This window comes from Petrotoga olearia DSM 13574 (genome assembly GCF_002895525.1).
GTDB classification, from domain to species: Bacteria; Thermotogota; Thermotogae; order Petrotogales; family Petrotogaceae; genus Petrotoga; species Petrotoga olearia.
Genome location: NZ_AZRL01000005.1, coordinates 1 through 16,348 on the forward strand (window position 1 = coordinate 1; position 16,348 = coordinate 16,348).

Here is a 16,348-nt window from a genome sequence, read left to right on the forward strand (position 1 = left end):
CTTAAGGGGTTTACCCCTTAATGTCCAATTATAGCACCAAAATATTAAAATGAATAAAGGGTGAAAATACGAAAAAAATTGTGGTAAAATATAATGAATTTGTTTAAATAATATAAACTATAGGAGTGACATCTTTGAAATCTTGCATAATTGCAACAGGTAATGAACTAACGGAAGGTATTATATTAGACAAAAACTCAAAATACCTTGCTGAAAAGCTCAAATATATTGGATACGATACTTTAAAAATAACGAATGTAAAAGATGATTTACCTTTGATAAAATTATCAATTCAAGAAGCATTGGAAATGTGTGATACAATATTTATAACAGGTGGGTTAGGACCAACACAAGATGATTTAACAGTTCAAGCTGTTTCTGAAATTTGCAACATAGATATCGTATTAAATGAAGATTTATTTGAGAAAATAAAACAGTATTATTATAACAAAAGTGGAAAATACCTAAGCATATTAAAAAAACAAAGTTATGTTTTAAAAAATTCCGAGATATTACAAAATCCTATAGGAAGTGCCCCCGGTCAGAAAGTTCAAGTTAACGACAAAACCATTTATTTATTGCCTGGACCGTATAATGAGATGAAATCAATCTTTGATACATATATATATAATGAATTAAAAAGAGATGTGAAAAGCGACGACGTAGAATATTCACTTTACTTTTATGGTTTAACAGAAGCTGAGTTAATGCAGGAAGTTTCAGTTATCTTAAAAAACACTGATTACTCTACTAAAATCGAAGAGTATATCGGTCCAAGTTTAAGGGTTAGAATGCAAAAAAATGACGATTTTGAGCCTATATTGGAAAAGATACTATCTCAATTTAGTAAGTATTTTATTGGTTTCAAAAGTTTAGAAATTACTTTATTTAACACATTAATGGAAGCTTCAAAAACACTTTCTTTTGCTGAGTCATGTACTGGAGGAATGCTTTCGGATACATTGGTATCCATTCCCGGTGCTTCTAATATATTCAAAGGTTCCGTGGTCACGTATTCTAATGACTCAAAAGTGAAATTATTGGATGTTAAAAAAGAAACGATAGAGAAATTTGGAGCTGTTAGCGAAGAAACCGTCAAAGAAATGGCATATGGTTTGAAGAAAATTATGCAAAGTGATATCTGTGTAGCTGTTAGTGGTATTGCAGGGCCGAGCTCAGGAAGTGAACAAAAACCTGTGGGGACTGTATGGTTTGGTTTTCTCACTAATGAGGATTTTGTTGCCCTAAAAGAAGTTTTTTCAGGAGACAGGAATGAAATTCGAAAAAGAGCAACCTATTTTGCTTTTTGGAATATTTTAAATTTAGTTCGAAATCAAAATCCCTAGAAAAGGGAATAGAATAGTTTGAAATAGGAGGGGATAGAATTGGCGAATTATGATGTATATTTAAATGTTTTTTTAGAGGAATCTAAAGAAAATATTCAAGAGCTTAATGACCTTCTACTTGAACTTGAAAAAGATAAAAGTAACCTAGAAATAATAAACGAGATTTTTAGAGTAATTCACACCTTAAAAGGTATGGCAGGGACAATGGAGTTTGATACTTTGGCTAAATTTTCACACAAATTGGAAAATGTGTTAGATTCATTAAGAAATAAAAAGATTGATTTAACTGATGATCTGATGGATTTTTTGTTTAAGGCCTCAGACGCACTGGAAGAGAGTATTTCAGATATCGCCCAAGGAGGGAAGGGGGGCATAGAAAAACTGGAAAAACTGTTAGATAAAATTGACTCGTATGGAGAATTAACTGGTTCGTCTAAACCTCCTAAAGATAAAATAACTGAAAAAGAAGAAAATCTAGATAAACAGAGGAACAACTTGTACTCTAAAATGGACAACGAAACTAAGGAGCTATTGGAGAAAGTTTTTAAAAAAGCAAAAGAAAGAAATCTAAACTTTTTAATTTTAAATGTTATTTTAGAGGACGGTGTTCAGTTAAAACAAGCAAGAGCTTACGCTATACATCACAAGTTAGAAGACAACGGTTGTGAGATAGTTTATACGTATCCTAGCGTTGAAGAGATAGAAAAAGAAAATTTTGATAAAGAGTTGATTTTTGGAGTTGTTACCTCAAAAAGTATTGGAGAGATAGCAGAACTCGTCAATAAAGTTGCCGAAGTGGAATCAGTTTATGTTGATGAATTTTCAACAAACAACCTGTTTTTTTCGAGAGAAGAGAATAAGGATGAGGAAGAAGAATTAAAACAAGAAGGTTTAGAGAACAACAAAAAAGAAGTTAAGCTTTCAAAAAGTATCAGAGTAGATATAAATAAATTGGATGAGTTGATGAATTTAATGGCAGAACTCGTTATAGCTCGAAGTAGAATTATTGAGACTTTAAGTAAATACGATGTAAAAGATGTTGACGAAAGTTTAACCCAACTTTCAAGGATAACCTTAGATCTCCAAAATGTTGTTATGAAAATTAGAATGGTTCCTGTCGCGTTTGTTTTCAATCGATTTCCAAGGCTTGTACGAGATCTTGCAAAGGAATTAGGGAAAAAAGTGAACTTTGTTATTCAAGGAGAAGAAACGGAATTAGATAGAACTGTGGTTGATGAGATAGGTGAACCGTTAGTTCATTTATTAAGGAACTCCATAGATCATGGTATAGAAGGTCCTCATGAGCGTTTGGCCAAAGGTAAACCTGAAACAGGAACTTTGAAGTTATCAGCTAGGCATGAAGGGAATGGAGTTATCATAGAAGTCGAAGATGATGGAAAAGGGTTCGATAAAAATGAAATACTCCGCACCGCTATAAATAAAGGATTGATCAGCTCTTCAGAAGCCTCGAAATTGAGTGATGAAGAAATATACAATTTCGTCTTTCTACCAGGGTTTTCTACTAAAACCGCTGCTACTGAATTGTCAGGTAGAGGGGTTGGAATGGATGTAGTTAAAAGTACTATAGAAAGTTTAAAAGGTACCATTTCTTTGGAAACAAAAAAGGAAAAAGGTACAAAGATAAGTATTAGTTTACCTCTTACCTTGGCAATTATTGAAGCTCTTTTAATAACTGTAAATGAGCATGTCTATGCTATACCAATTGCTAACATAGATACAACTCAAAGAATGAGTGACGGTGAGTTAAAAGTTGTCCAAGGTCAAGAAGTTTTCCTTTTGAGAGGGGAAGTAATGCCTGTGGTACGATTAAGGAAACTATTTGGTTATGAAAAGAAAAAAGGTTCTTCAAACGAATATATTATTATTGTGAAAATGGGAAACAAAAAATATGGTGTAGTTGTCGATAAGTTATTAGGTCAAGATGATATAGTTATCAAATCCTTGGGATCTTTGCTGAATGATGTTAAGGAATTTAGTGGAGGTGCAATTTTAGGAGACGGTAGGATAGCCCTTATATTAGATGTAGCTTCTTTAATATAATAAATAATTTAATTGCTAAAGTAATTAAATGAAGGTGTGTAGTAAGGCTAAAGAGTTCTTAAACAAATTTTAGAAGTTAGAAAGGTGTTATAAATAGTTGTAAAAGAGGGGGAAATATATGATGGAAGACGTGCTTTCTTTCAAAATTGTGGATCAAGAATATGCTTTGCCCATAGAGAATATAGAAAGTGTTGTAGATAAGACCGATGTAACACCCGTTCCGAATTCAAAATACTTCGTAGTTGGTTTAATAAATTTAAGGGGAAGAATAGTTCCTGTTATCGAATTAACTAAAATTTTAGGTATTGAAGTTCCTAATGACCATATTTATGAAAATATCCTTATTTTAAAGATAGACGAAGAGGAGATAGGAATGTATGTTGACGAAGTTGAAAACGTTCTTTCCATTGATCCCGACAAGTTGGAAAAATTCCATTCAAAAGAGTCTACTTATTCAGATAAAGTTAAAGGCGTTATAAAGATAGAAAATAGATTGATAGTATATCTCGATTTAGAAAGTATCTTAGAGGCCGAATTAAAAAAGTAAAAATTTTAAAGTCTTCGGAGGTGTTTTAATGGCTAAAACAGTCTTAATAGTAGATGATGCAGCTTTTATGAGAATGATGTTAAAAGACATATTAACAAAAGCAAATTATCAAGTAATCGGAGAAGCTAACAATGGTCAAGAAGCGGTCGAAAAGTATCAAGAACTAAAACCAGATTTTGTCACCATGGATATAACTATGCCTGTTAAAGACGGTATTCAAGCTATAAAAGAGATTAAAAAGATGGACCCTAACGCTAAGATCATAGTTTGCAGTGCTATGGGCCAACAGGCTATGGTTATAGAATCCATTCAGGCTGGTGCTAAAGATTTTATCGTGAAACCCTTTCAACCTAATAGGGTTATTGAAGCTTTACAAAAATTGGAGTAGTTTAAATGCCTACTAACTATGCAACTCCAACCAATAATTTGGTTAATGTGTCTTTTTGGTTCTTAGCCATAATTTTACTCATCATACTTGTTGTGGTATTTTATTATATACTGGCTAAAACATTAAAAAAGGGTCCTAAAAGCAGGGAAGTGAAGATGGTAAAAAAATATTATCTAGATAGGAATTTATATGTTGGAATATTAAAAGTTTTTAAAGAATATTACATTATTTTGGCTACTTCCAATTCCAGTGAAATAATAAGAAAGTTAGAAGAAGAAGAGGTTCAGGAAATTATGAATGAACATCCTAAATTTCTTGAAACCTTTTCAAATATATTGAAAAAAGATAAAATTTCAAGGGAAAGGGAAGAGGAAAAATTAAAAAAGTAAAGATAATAATAATCCTGATTCTTTTTATCCTATCTTTCAATCAAATTTTTTCTCAAAATACCATTCAACTTCCGGGGGTAGATATACAAATAAACGCAGACGAAGAAGTTAATACCTTAACGCCGACGTTGACAATACTTTTAATTGTAACCGTTTTATCATTAGCCCCAGGATTTTTGATGTTATTTACTTCATTTACAAGAATAGTAGTTGTGCTAAGCTTCTTGAGGCAAGCCATGGGCACTAGGCAAGCCCCTCCAAATCAAGTAATGCTAGCTTTAGCTCTTTTTTTAACGATAATGATAATGTTTCCTGTTTTTAATGGGGTGTATCAAGAGGCGATTATTCCATACAACCAAAATGAGATTGATTATCAAGAAGCTATACAAATTAGTTGGCAACAATTCAAAGATTTCATGATTTCAGAGATAGTAGCTCATAAAAACGAAGACGATATCTATATGCTTTCATCTTCAATGAATATAGAGATAGATAATATCGAAGAAACTCCTTTTCAAATTCTGGTACCAGCATTTGCAATAAGCGAGTTGGAAATCGCCTTCAAAATGAGTATATTACTCTATTTGCCATTTATCATAGTAGATATGGTGGTAGCAAGTATTCTATTATCAATGGGGATGATCATGATACCTCCAATTCTGATTTCTTTACCTTTTAAAATAATGATTTTTGTAATGGTAAATGGATGGGATCTCTTAATTGGTGGATTAGTAAGGAGTTTTGTGGGAGGATGATCTCATGAGTGAAGAGGTACTAATAGAGGTCTTTGAAAACGGGATACTTCTTTTTCTGAAAGTAGTCTCTCCAATTCTAATAATAAGTGTGGCCGTAGGGTTAATTATAAGTATATTTCAAGCAGTTACACAGCTTCACGAACAGACGTTAACTTTTGCACCTAAAATTATAATAACCTTTCTTGCGCTGGTTTTGATGTTCTCTTGGATAATGCAAAACTTATCAGATTTTTCATTTGAGTTATTCACGTATTATTTGGGAATGATTTAGGTGGTATTAGAAAACTTAACATACCAATTATGGATTTATTTTTTCATCTTTGCTAGGTTGGCTGGAATTACTTTTTTTATCCCTTTTTTTAGTACCGCTTTCGTTCCTGTTCAGGTAAAAGTTTTTATAACACTCTTTATTTCTTATTTGGTGCTTTTTGAGGTTAACGGCACATTTCCCATTAATTCGCCACCTCTTGTGATAATATTCTATTTGTTGATGAACTTTCTTTTTGGAAGTAGTGTAGGATTAATATCCAATATTTTGTTTTATGCTTTTCAATTTGCAGGAGAAACGATTGGTATACAAATGGGATTTGCAATGGCAAATGTTTTCGATCCTGTAACTAGCGATGAAATATCTTTGATTTCAGAACTTTCATTTTTGTTCAGTATATTTCTTTTTTTTATCTTTAAAGGGCCATTAATTTTATACTCAATAATTATTGATTCTTTCAACAAGATTCCAGTTGTTTTTACGCTAACACCTGAAGGGTTTATGGTTTTTTCACAAAAATTATTTGATGTATTTACTATAGGGCTTCAACTTTCGATGCCGTTTATTGCATTTATGATTCTTTTGAAGGTTGCTTTGGGAATAGTTTCTAGATTGATACCTCAGGTTAATGTTTTTATGGTTGGTATTCCACTAGAGATACTGGTAGGCTTTTTGCTTTTTTTAGGAGTGATTTTGATTTGGGAAGATCAATTTACAACTCTATTTTTTCAACTAATGGAATGGATAAAAAAGTCGATGATTCTTCTATTTCAATAAACCTTCAACTTTTTGCTGATCCAGATAAAACAGAAGATCCCACGCCTAGAAGGTTAGAAAAAGCTCGAGAAGAAGGAAACATTCCTCAATCGAACGAGTTCAATATGGCGGTTAGTTTTTTATCGATTTCCCTTTTCTTGTGGGTAATATTTGAGCCTCTACTTAATGATATTTTTAAGGTATTTTACGATTATTTATCTTTAGATTTAGATTTTTCACCAACAGATTTGCTTGGATATGAAATTAAAGCACATATGAACTTATACATTAAATTGGTACTTTTTTTTGGTGTTGCTGTTGTAGTTTCTACCCTTTTGGGAATGATTCAAACCAAATTTTTGTTTACTTTTAAATCTTTAAAATTGGATTTGAGCAAGATAAATCCTATTAAAGGATTTAAAAGGTTATTTTCTTTAAGGTCAGTAGTGGAACTTATAAAAGCCCTATTAAAATTAGCCATATTGGGATTGCTAACCTTTAATATAATAAAGTCCAATTGGTATAAGATACTCTCGTTGGCAGAGGAAGAAACTTCTTTTTCCTTTAATATGATTTTTGATTTAGTTATTAATATACTGTTTCAATTAGGGATAGCCCTACTTCTTCTCAGTTTGTTTGATTTTTGGTATCAGAGGTATGAATATAAAAAAGAGCTAAAAATGAGTAAGTATGAGGTCAAACAAGAACGAAAAGAAATTGAAGGGAACCCTGAAATTAAACAAAGACAAAGAGAATTGATGAGAAATTTAGCAAGAAGTAGGATGATGCAAAAAGTCCCAGAGGCGGATGTTGTCATTACCAATCCTACTCATTATGCTGTTGCGATAGAGTACAAACCTGAAGAAATGCAGGCTCCGATAGTTGTAGCAAAAGGAAAGGACGAAGTCGCCTTCAAGATAAGAGATATTGCTTTTAAACATGGAATACCGATCTTAGAAAGGCCTGCTCTGGCAAGGGAAATTTATGAGAAAGTTGACATAAACGAAGAAATACCAGAACACCTATACACTTTAGTTGCAGAGGTATTAGCTTACGTCTACAAACTCAGTTATTAATTCATTGGGGGGTTAGCGATGGATTTTAATAGAATAAAAGGGTTAGATATAGTAATTTCGATACTTATCGTCGGGATAGTTGTGTTGATGGTTATACCTATTCCAACCTTTTTGCTAGACTTTTTGCAACTATTGAACATAATCGTTTCGATAATAATCTTACTGGCCACCTTATATTTGAAAAGGGCTTTGGATATCTCTATTTTTCCCTCTTTGTTATTGGTTATGACCATCTTTAGGTTGGCTTTGAACGTTTCGTCTACTCGTTTGATACTCTTAAACGGTAAAAATTTCGAAGGGAAAGTGGTTAGGGCCTTTGGGGACTTTGTTGTCGGTGGAAATTATGTTGTGGGAATCATTATCTTTTTGATCCTTGTTATAATTCAATTTCTTGTAATAACTAAAGGAACAGAAAGAATATCAGAAGTAGCCGCAAGGTTCACTTTGGATGCCATGCCTGGCAAACAAATGAGTATAGATGCTGACATGTCTTCCGGATTGATTAACGAAGAAGAAGCTAGGCAAAGAAGAGAAGACATACGAAGAGAAGCCGACTTTTATGGAGCGATGGATGGAGCTAGTAAGTTTGTGAGAGGAGATGCGATAGCCGGTTTGATAATAACTCTGATTAATTTAGTTGGAGGTTTAATAATCGGAATGCTTCAGCAGGGACTGACGATCGCAGAGGCAGCGGAAGTATTTGCTTTACTTACCGTAGGAGACGGGCTCGTTGCTCAAATTCCTGCGTTGTTAATTTCAACCTCAGCAGGTATGATAGTATCAAGAGCGGCCTCAAAAGATAATTTTGGGGTAGATTTGATAAGACAACTTACTTCTGACACAAGGGTTTTGAATATAGCTGGTGGAATAATAATAATTTTAGGTATGTTGACACCAATTCCAATTTTTCCTTCGTTGATTTTAGGAGGAGGTTTGCTTTTCGTAGCTTATGTGAATAGAGCAAGTGAAGGCCAATTAGCTTACGAAACTCCTGGGTCGAGTGGCGTAGGAATGGGAGTTACAACCGCGCCAAAAGGTGAAAAAAGGGGTGTTTCTGGTGGTTTTGCGCCACCCCTTACAACTCCAGAAGAAGTCTCGGAAGTCTTACAAGGAGATACAATTGAAGTAGATATTGGTTATGGATTGATACCTTTAGCTGATCCAGATCAAGGTGGAGACCTATTAGATAGGATAACCGTTGTTCGAAAACAATTAGCCTATGAATTGGGTATGGTTATCTCTCCCATTAGAATAAGAGACAGCGTTCTATTGAGTTCGAACGAATACATCATCAAATTGAGAGGTGTTGAAGTTGGTAGATTTGAATTGATCCCCGATAGACTTCTTGCCATAAACTCAGGTATGGCTTCTGAAGAATTACCAGGTATAAAAACAAAAGAACCTGCCTTCGGTTTGGGAGCCTTCTGGATAGACGAGAGTTTAAAAGAGGAAGCTATAGAAAAAGGCTACACGACTGTTGATGCACCGAGTGTTTTTGCCACCCATCTTTCTGAAACCATTAAAAAATATGCTCACGAAATCATCGGTACCAAGGAAATAGAAATATTAATAGATGGATTGAGAGTTAATTATGCCAACCTTGTAGATACCCTTATTCCAACAATGCTAAAAATGCATGAACTGAAAAAGGTTTTAAGTGAACTATTGTATGAAAGGATTTCAATAAGGAATCTCTCCTCTATTTTTGAGAGTTTGATCGAAGCAGTTGATAAATATGGAAATAATATTGAGAACTTAGTAGAGTATGTTAGAAGGTCAATGGGGAGGCAAATAGCGGAAAATTTAAAATCTGACGATGGAGATCTTCACGTTACTGCCTTGGATCCGTCCATAGAGAAAAAATTGTCTGAATCGATAAGGGAATCTGATTCGGGAAGGGTTATAATAATTGAACCAGAATATTCAAATATTTTGGTACAAAGAATATCGAAATCTCTGGAAAATATGATGATGAAAGGGTTTAATCCTATATTAATCTGTTCTAAAAACATAAGATATCCGTTTGCCAGATTTATATTAAAATTTATTCAAAACATCAGTATCATTGCATACGAAGAGATACCTTCGGATACTTCTCTCAACGTGAACGAAATAGTGAAAATAGAAGGTGAGAGATCCAATGCAAATTAAAAAACTTACCGTAAAAACAATTTCTGAAGCGATGGAAAAGATAAGGAGAGAATTTGGGGAAGACGCTTATATTTTAGACACAAAAAAAGTTAAAAAAGGGGGTTTTTTTGGAATCGGTGGAGAAAGATATCTTGAAGTTACCGTTTTGAGTGAAGAGAATGGAAATTCTCAACGCAATCCTCAAAAATCAAAAAAATACCCAAAGGAAGCTGATAATACCTATTCGTTAAACGATCTAATAAAAAGGAATACACCCGAATTTTATAGAAAAAAAGAAAAAGAACAAAATATATCAAAACCATCGTATTTAAACATTGATAAAGAACCCAGTGATAAACATTCGAAAGATGGTTTAACAGAGTTTATAAAAACAAGTAGGGAAATTTCCTCTAAGATAGACAAAAGCGCAGAAGCATTTTACCATCAATACAATGAAAAGGAACCTTCTGAAAGTAACATAAAAGATAGTTTGAAATTAGAAGAGTTGATGAATATGGTTGAAAAGTTGAATAAAAAAATTGAAGCAAACAATTTCTACCTTCAAGATATAAAGGAAAAGTTGTACGAAAAATCTTATTCAAATGCTTTCATCGAATCCTTCTTAAACCAATTGAGCGATTTAAAAGTCGAAGAAAATTGGAAAAATCAAGAAATTATAAGGACAAGATTTGAAAAAAAGCTTTATCAAAGCTTAGAAATTTTAAATTTTAGTGATATAAAAGGTAAAGTTATGTTTATAGGTCCCACAGGTGTGGGAAAAACAACAACTTTGGCCAAAATTGCAGCTAGCTTAAAAAAAATGAATAAAAAAATTGCTTTAATTACAATAGACACTTATAGAATAGCTGCAACAGATCAGCTAAAAACTTATGCAGACATACTAGGTATTTCGCTTCACATTTGTTATACCCCCTCTGATCTCAAAATTGCTTTGGAATCACTTCTGAATTTTGATGTAATTCTAATAGACACTGCAGGGAGAAGCCATAAGAACAATTTACAGATGGGTGAACTCAAAGTGTTCAAAGATGTAGTTGAACCTGATTACAATATAATGTTAATATCTTCTAACACCAATTGTGAAGATATGATGCATATTTATGATAATTTTTCTTTTCTAAAACCCAACACGTTAATTTTTACAAAGATGGATGAAACATCATCGTTTGGGCAATTATTTTCTTTCCTAGAATATTCGAGATTACCTTTGTTGGGGATAACAAACGGTCAAAGGGTTCCTGAAGATTTGAAGTTTCCTTCTAAAGAATGGCTGACTCGTGCAGCAGTGGAGGAGGTATTTAAATGAACCGTATATATCGAGATCAAGCATCTGGCTTAAGGGAAGAATATTTAAGCACACAGACAAAGATTATAACAGTTGTAAGTGGAAAAGGTGGAGTCGGTAAGTCGGTATTATCAGTGAATATCGCTGCTGATTTAGCCACACATGGGAAAAGAATACTTTTATTTGATTCGGATGCCGGATTTGCAAACGCTTCTATTCTGATGGGAAATACTGTTAAAAACACTTTGAGTGAGTATATGAGAGGAAACGTCGCCTTCGATGAGTGCGTTCAAGATACAGAGTATGGTGTTAAGATAATAAGCAGCGGTTTTGATTTTACAGATTGGAAGATCTTTCAAAATAATTTTAATGACTCGATAATGGATGAATTTTTAAATTTGTTGAAAGAAGTGGATTTTTTTATTATAGATGTAGGTGCCGGGTATTCTGAAAAACTCAATAACTTTTATCTAAATTCCGATACTATATTTCTAATAACCGTCCCAGAACCAACAGCGGTAGTTAACGCCTACAGCTTGATGAAAGCTTTATCTATTTTGAATGTAAATGGAGAAATAGAGATAATTCTTAACATGATCAAAAATAAAAACGAAGTAGAGATGGTTAAATCCGTCTTAAGTAGAACTACAAAAAGGTTTTTAAACAGAGAAATAAAAAACTTTTATGAAATTTCTTACGATGAAAATGTTCATTTAAGTGTGAAGAGACAGATACCTTTAATTTCATTGAAAGAAAACAGTAAATTTTCGAAAGATATAAAAAAGATAACTTCCGATATACTCAATATAAAAACCTCTTCCCACACCAATTTTACACAGAGATTGAAAGAAATGTTCGGGAAAGGCTTTTGATATTCGGGGTGAAAGATCAGAAAATTCTTTATGCTTATGGGCGGGTAGCGGGGGGAGGGCGCTGTTTGCTGCAGTATGCAAACTATGTTTTTAAAGGATTTTGATCTTGAACTTGGGGATCTTAAGGGGTTTACCCTTGTTTGCGCCACTGTGTAAACCATGTTTTTAAATGGGTCAGGCCTTGAATTTGGGGTTTTTAAGGGGGAACACCTTAACGCCCGGGGCAAAGGGGCGCTAAAGAATGGATGGAAAAGGAGTTTAAGATGTCTGATTTTGTAGAAAAAGTTAGTTCAAAGAATGTTTTATACACTAATATGCCTTTGGATTTAGAAATTCAAGAAAAAGGAATTCAAGGGATTTATAAAAGTATCTTATACGAATATGACCTCAACACTAATCTAGCTAAAATTGGAATGCCGATTTTTAAAGGGGCGTATCTGAAAATTTTTCAAGGTACAAATCTAAAAATGCGAGCATACTCTTCTAGGGCCGTTTATTTATTCAAAAGCAAAGTTTACGGTAGTGGAAAAGAAGGGAATATAAGATACCTTATGATAAACATTCCTGAAACAATCGTTAGGGTACAAAGAAGGCAACACGCCAGAATTCCTGTTTCTGAAGAGGGCACCTTTTATCTCAAAGAGGAACAAGAAAATAGTAAAAACCAAGAGAACGTTCAACCCACCCAATACAGGTTTATAACTAAAGATTTCAGTGCTGGAGGATTGGCTATTGTTACCTCTAAAGAGTTGAAAGTCGGTCAAAGAATAATATTAAAGCTATCTTTAAAAAATGAGATCAGACTCGAAGACATGGAATCACAGGTTGTTAGGTTAATTGATAAAACTACAGGTGGAGAATACATTTATGGAATTAAGTTTTTAAACTTAACGAGAGATAAAGAAGAAGAGCTGGTAAGGTTCGTTTTCAAATTAGAGCGAGAGTCATATAAAAAGGTTTGATACAATCTGTGTTGGTTTTCGATTAAAAAGGGGGAAGTTTAATGTCGATCTATGATGAAATCAACGAACAAAAATTGGACGCATTAAAAGAATTAGGAAACATAGGTGCAGGGAATGCAGCGACAGCTATTTCAACAATGTTGAACAAAAAAATTGACATCACCGTTCCTTCCGCTGAAATTATACCGATTTCAGAATTATGGGAGGAGTTTAGTGATCCTGAAGAAATAACAGCCGGGGCTATGATAGAAATTGGTGGAGAACTCCATGGGGCTATTTTGTTTCTGCTAGGAACCCAAGAAACAAAACAAATCTTGGAACTGCTAAAGCTCCCCAGGCCAGAAGATTTAACGGAAATTGATGAAATGACCTCTTCAGCCATTGGGGAAGTTGGCAATATTATGTGTAGTTCTTATATATCTGCCATTTCCAATTTCACTGGTTTGAACATACATTCCTTGCCACCAAAAATTACCGTGGATATGTTGACAGCCATAGTTTCCGAATCTTCTCTTATGGTTACTGAAGGTAGCGATTTTGTAATCCTAATTAGAACAGATATAAACATCGAAGAGTATGAAAGAAACGTAAAAGGCTTCTTAATATATTTATCAGACGAAAATAATATTATAAAATTATTAAAAGCCATAGGAATGGGGACGAATAATGAGTGAGAGTAAGAAAAGAATAATAGGAATTGGTGAATACATTGTAGATAAAAATCCTGCTATTTTAGTCACATTAGGATTAGGCTCCTGCGTGGCGGTTTGCCTACGAGATAAGAACAACCTCATTGGAGGTTTGGTCCACATAATGCTTCCTGAAAGCAGAAGCAACAAAAATGATCAGAAGATCGGTAAATATGCAGACACAGGTATAAAAGCGATAATAGATGGAATTGTAGATTTAGGTGGAAACGTTAAATACCTTGAAGCTAAGATAGCAGGAGGAGCAGCTATGTTCAAAAATTCTAATAATTCTTTGAATGTAGGAAGTAAGAATGTTGAGGCGGTTAAAAAAATTTTAAAAGAAAACAACATAAAAATAATCGCTGAAGATACTGGAGGTAACAGAGCCAGAAGTGTGGAATTTAACATTGCAAATGGGGAACTAAAGGTTAAAAAGGTTGGCGGAGGAGAAAAGGTAGAAATCACAGTAATTTAAGGTGGCAAATAAATGAAGTACAAAATTAATGAAGAACAATTGGTAATGGAATTTTTACCTAAAATAAAGATCATAGCTTTGAATTTAAAAACCACTTTACCTAAAAATATAGAGGTAGAGGATTTGATTCAAGAGGGGATCATAGGATTACTTCAATCATACAAAAGATACAACCCAGATAAAGGTACTACTTTTTACACCTACGCTCTAAAAAGAATCAAAGGTTCGATGTATGATTATCTGCGCAGAATAGATTGGCTTCCAAAAGAGATAAGAAGTTTAGTAAAAAAGTACGAAGATTTAATTTATGAATGTAAAGATAATGAATGCCTAGACGATAATTCAGTAGCAGAGAAACTTCATATTGATAAGCATGATGTTGACAAAATAAAATTCTCTGTGAGTAAAAGGCAGATTCTTCAGTTGGATGAATATTTTTTAAACAACGAAGAAGAGAACTGGTTTGAAGCTACACAAGAAGAAAACGACCCTGAAATACTGGCTTATAAAGATATCTTCCAAGATAAATTAAAAGAAAGTATCGAGAAATTGGAAGAAAGAGAAAAGCTGATACTCTCCCTTTATTACAACGATGGGTTGACCTTTAAAGAAATAGGAAGTGTTTTAGAAATAAGCGAATCACGGGTTTCCCAGTTGCATTCAGTGATATTGGTAAAATTAAAAAAAATGATTCAAGGAAGTGAATAAATATGGCTTCACTTCATGAATTACAAATATTGGTAACCAAATCTATAGATGTAGCCAACAATGTTCAGGCAATATCTCATTCTTACGATGCAGCCAAAAATATGTTGTTAGTTAAACAAGCAAGTGAATATTCTCAAAACCTACAAAAAAGGATAAAAAGTAAAGACCAAGTTGAAAAGAAAAATGTTGATAATAAGTCATCCACTGGGGTTTCCCCACAGGGGTCTATAAGTGATGAAAGCAAAGGGATTGTAAAGAGGCATGTGGTGGATGAATACAGAGGTAAACTTTTAGATTTGAGGTTATAAGTATCTATAATTTCTGCGGTGAGCGAGGCGATGGTGCCCTAAAGAAGATTAAAAGCAGTTTAAATGAAAAATTCTAAAGGTAAAAGGTAGTAACCATTTTAAATGTTAATTATGGAAGGAGAAATATATGTTAGGTTATTTTTCAATATATAAATCAGAAGATGAGCTTTATTCAGGTGGATTATTGATTCTCAATGAAAACGGAATACCTCTTTCGTTTAAATATACTGAACCAATAAAACCTACCAAAATCCAAAAAATAATTTATGGATCAAACCTAAAAAATTATTTAGCCTTTCAAATACTAAGTAATGATGAATTATACTCCCCTCACGATGTGGACTTAATACTAACTGACGACAGTGATCTGATAAATTATATCGATATTGACAAGATAATAATGTACATAATGGAAGTAAGCAGTGATAAAGGCTTTGAGGTTAAAGAAAAAGAAGGTATAATTCCTATAAATCAAAATACGAGTTTAAGATTTTATTCTTCGAAACTGTTGGATTCCAATACATTGAAGAAACTAAAATCTTATATAGAAATTTTTGATATCTTTGAACCATTTACTCGATTAAAAGAGGCTTTGGTGTATATATGTACTTCAAAAGAAAAATAACTATCAATCAAGCTAACCTTTCTTTGGATACCCGTATAAATTCAGTACCTTTCCAGAGTATAAAGTACCATCTTCTACCCTCAAAAACTCAAAACTCAAAAATAAAGACCGTTGATATCAACAATTTGGTAAAGATAAAAGAACTCCCTTGGGCAGGGGAGGAAATTACCTTTGTTGAAGAAATTGATCATCTTTTGCCAAAAAAAATAATAAATTTTGATTTTAGTAAGATAAGCATAATTAAAAATTCTTCTTTATTTGGTATAAATATAAAGGATAGTGAAATGAAGATAGGAGTTAGTTTAATAAATGTGCCAATGCCAATAGATACAACCTTAAATACGACAAAAATGATAGAATTTAAAATTAAAGAAAGCACACCACAAAAAATAGTAATTAAACCAATTAGAAAAGTTTTAAAAAGGCCTGTTTCGAAGGAATACATCCTACAGTTGGCACAGGAGATTGTATCATCAAAAAAATTGCAAAAGATAAAGCTATCTTTCTTAGGTTTTTATGTTAAAGTTCCTATAGCAGAAGGGATGAATTACTATTGGAAAGGCGAGAAATTGATATGTTTTCTCAAAAATAATGAAACAGATATTACTGACTATCTTGATTGTGCAGTTTTCTTTGATTCAGAAAACAATAAGAAGTATTTGAAGTTTATCAGGAGGTAACGTTGAA

At 33.1% G+C, this 16,348-nt stretch carries 19 protein-coding genes; all 19 read left to right on the forward strand.

What is annotated here, in order from left to right; translation table 11 throughout:
* Positions 1–134: 134 nt before the first annotated feature.
* The 19 genes from X929_RS03015 to X929_RS03105 all read left to right on the forward strand — a co-directional run bounded on the left by X929_RS03015 (position 135) and on the right by X929_RS03105 (position 16,341).
* Entirely contained in the window at positions 135–1,346 is a 1,212-nt protein-coding gene (locus tag X929_RS03015) for a CinA family nicotinamide mononucleotide deamidase-related protein (RefSeq protein WP_169924936.1), read from the forward strand.
* Positions 1,347–1,385: 39 nt separating this feature from the next.
* On the forward strand, positions 1,386–3,407 hold the full coding sequence (locus X929_RS03020) for a chemotaxis protein CheA (RefSeq protein ID WP_103066567.1): 2,022 nt from the start codon (positions 1,386–1,388) through the stop codon (positions 3,405–3,407).
* Positions 3,408–3,525: 118 nt separating this feature from the next.
* The gene (locus X929_RS03025; protein WP_245858639.1) at positions 3,526–3,954 is read left to right on the forward strand and encodes a chemotaxis protein CheW; all 429 of its coding nucleotides are present in this window, start codon (positions 3,526–3,528) and stop codon (positions 3,952–3,954) included.
* A 28-nt stretch (positions 3,955–3,982) separates the two neighbouring features.
* Positions 3,983–4,342: a chemotaxis protein CheY gene (gene cheY, locus X929_RS03030; protein ID WP_103066569.1), complete on the forward strand. Its 360-nt coding sequence runs from the start codon at positions 3,983–3,985 to the stop codon at positions 4,340–4,342.
* 5 nt (positions 4,343–4,347) lie between these two features.
* Positions 4,348–4,731, forward strand: a complete 384-nt coding sequence (locus X929_RS03035) for a flagellar biosynthetic protein FliO (RefSeq protein ID WP_103066570.1) — start codon at positions 4,348–4,350, stop codon at positions 4,729–4,731.
* Positions 4,719–5,486, forward strand: coding sequence for a flagellar type III secretion system pore protein FliP (gene fliP, locus X929_RS03040; RefSeq protein WP_169924940.1), 768 nt, complete (start codon positions 4,719–4,721; stop codon positions 5,484–5,486). The genes X929_RS03035 and fliP overlap by 13 nt, the downstream gene beginning before the upstream one ends.
* 4 nt (positions 5,487–5,490) lie before the next feature.
* Positions 5,491–5,757 (forward strand): flagellar biosynthesis protein FliQ, encoded by a 267-nt coding sequence (gene fliQ, locus X929_RS03045; protein ID WP_103066572.1) that lies wholly within the window; start codon positions 5,491–5,493, stop codon positions 5,755–5,757.
* Positions 5,758–6,531: a flagellar biosynthetic protein FliR gene (gene fliR / locus X929_RS03050; protein WP_103066573.1), complete on the forward strand. Its 774-nt coding sequence runs from the start codon at positions 5,758–5,760 to the stop codon at positions 6,529–6,531.
* Entirely contained in the window at positions 6,453–7,586 is a 1,134-nt protein-coding gene (gene flhB, locus X929_RS03055; protein ID WP_245858641.1) for a flagellar biosynthesis protein FlhB, read from the forward strand. Before fliR ends, flhB begins: the two co-directional genes overlap by 79 nt.
* Positions 7,587–7,604: 18 nt before the next feature.
* On the forward strand, positions 7,605–9,737 hold the full coding sequence (gene flhA / locus X929_RS03060; RefSeq protein WP_103066574.1) for a flagellar biosynthesis protein FlhA: 2,133 nt from the start codon (positions 7,605–7,607) through the stop codon (positions 9,735–9,737).
* Positions 9,727–11,043, forward strand: coding sequence for a flagellar biosynthesis GTPase FlhF (gene flhF / locus X929_RS03065; RefSeq protein ID WP_103066575.1), 1,317 nt, complete (start codon positions 9,727–9,729; stop codon positions 11,041–11,043). The genes flhA and flhF overlap by 11 nt, the downstream gene beginning before the upstream one ends.
* Positions 11,040–11,894: a P-loop NTPase gene (locus tag X929_RS03070; RefSeq protein ID WP_103066576.1), complete on the forward strand. Its 855-nt coding sequence runs from the start codon at positions 11,040–11,042 to the stop codon at positions 11,892–11,894. The genes flhF and X929_RS03070 overlap by 4 nt, the downstream gene beginning before the upstream one ends.
* Before the next feature lie 263 nt (positions 11,895–12,157).
* On the forward strand, positions 12,158–12,856 hold the full coding sequence (locus tag X929_RS03075) for a flagellar brake protein (protein WP_169924938.1): 699 nt from the start codon (positions 12,158–12,160) through the stop codon (positions 12,854–12,856).
* A gap of 41 nt (positions 12,857–12,897) precedes the next feature.
* Positions 12,898–13,530: a CheY-P phosphatase CheC gene (gene cheC / locus X929_RS03080; protein ID WP_103066578.1), complete on the forward strand. Its 633-nt coding sequence runs from the start codon at positions 12,898–12,900 to the stop codon at positions 13,528–13,530.
* Positions 13,523–14,020, forward strand: a complete 498-nt coding sequence (cheD, locus tag X929_RS03085; RefSeq protein WP_103066579.1) for a chemoreceptor glutamine deamidase/glutamate methylesterase CheD — start codon at positions 13,523–13,525, stop codon at positions 14,018–14,020. Before cheC ends, cheD begins: the two co-directional genes overlap by 8 nt.
* 12 nt (positions 14,021–14,032) lie before the next feature.
* Positions 14,033–14,728 (forward strand): sigma-70 family RNA polymerase sigma factor, encoded by a 696-nt coding sequence (locus tag X929_RS03090; protein WP_103066580.1) that lies wholly within the window; start codon positions 14,033–14,035, stop codon positions 14,726–14,728.
* 2 nt (positions 14,729–14,730) lie between these two features.
* Positions 14,731–15,036 (forward strand): hypothetical protein, encoded by a 306-nt coding sequence (locus tag X929_RS03095; RefSeq protein ID WP_103066581.1) that lies wholly within the window; start codon positions 14,731–14,733, stop codon positions 15,034–15,036.
* Positions 15,037–15,163: 127 nt separating this feature from the next.
* Entirely contained in the window at positions 15,164–15,661 is a 498-nt protein-coding gene (locus tag X929_RS03100) for a hypothetical protein (RefSeq protein WP_103066582.1), read from the forward strand.
* Positions 15,640–16,341 carry a hypothetical protein gene (locus X929_RS03105; protein ID WP_103066583.1) on the forward strand — a complete coding sequence of 234 codons (702 nt, stop codon included), beginning with the start codon at positions 15,640–15,642 and terminating at the stop codon, positions 16,339–16,341. Before X929_RS03100 ends, X929_RS03105 begins: the two co-directional genes overlap by 22 nt.
* The last annotated feature ends 7 nt before the right edge of the window (positions 16,342–16,348 follow it).

Coding starts and splice junctions, on each gene's coding strand:
- X929_RS03025 (WP_245858639.1), top strand. CDS start 3,526: ATGATGGAAGACGTGCTTTCTTTCAAAATTGTGGATCAAGAATATGCT.
- cheY (WP_103066569.1), top strand. CDS start 3,983: ATGGCTAAAACAGTCTTAATAGTAGATGATGCAGCTTTTATGAGAATG.
- X929_RS03035 (WP_103066570.1), top strand. CDS start 4,348: ATGCCTACTAACTATGCAACTCCAACCAATAATTTGGTTAATGTGTCT.
- fliQ (WP_103066572.1), top strand. CDS start 5,491: ATGAGTGAAGAGGTACTAATAGAGGTCTTTGAAAACGGGATACTTCTT.
- flhA (WP_103066574.1), top strand. CDS start 7,605: ATGGATTTTAATAGAATAAAAGGGTTAGATATAGTAATTTCGATACTT.
- flhF (WP_103066575.1), top strand. CDS start 9,727: ATGCAAATTAAAAAACTTACCGTAAAAACAATTTCTGAAGCGATGGAA.
- X929_RS03070 (WP_103066576.1), top strand. CDS start 11,040: ATGAACCGTATATATCGAGATCAAGCATCTGGCTTAAGGGAAGAATAT.
- X929_RS03075 (WP_169924938.1), top strand. CDS start 12,158: ATGTCTGATTTTGTAGAAAAAGTTAGTTCAAAGAATGTTTTATACACT.
- cheC (WP_103066578.1), top strand. CDS start 12,898: ATGTCGATCTATGATGAAATCAACGAACAAAAATTGGACGCATTAAAA.
- cheD (WP_103066579.1), top strand. CDS start 13,523: ATGAGTGAGAGTAAGAAAAGAATAATAGGAATTGGTGAATACATTGTA.
- X929_RS03090 (WP_103066580.1), top strand. CDS start 14,033: ATGAAGTACAAAATTAATGAAGAACAATTGGTAATGGAATTTTTACCT.
- X929_RS03095 (WP_103066581.1), top strand. CDS start 14,731: ATGGCTTCACTTCATGAATTACAAATATTGGTAACCAAATCTATAGAT.
- X929_RS03100 (WP_103066582.1), top strand. CDS start 15,164: ATGTTAGGTTATTTTTCAATATATAAATCAGAAGATGAGCTTTATTCA.
- X929_RS03105 (WP_103066583.1), top strand. CDS start 15,640: ATGTACTTCAAAAGAAAAATAACTATCAATCAAGCTAACCTTTCTTTG.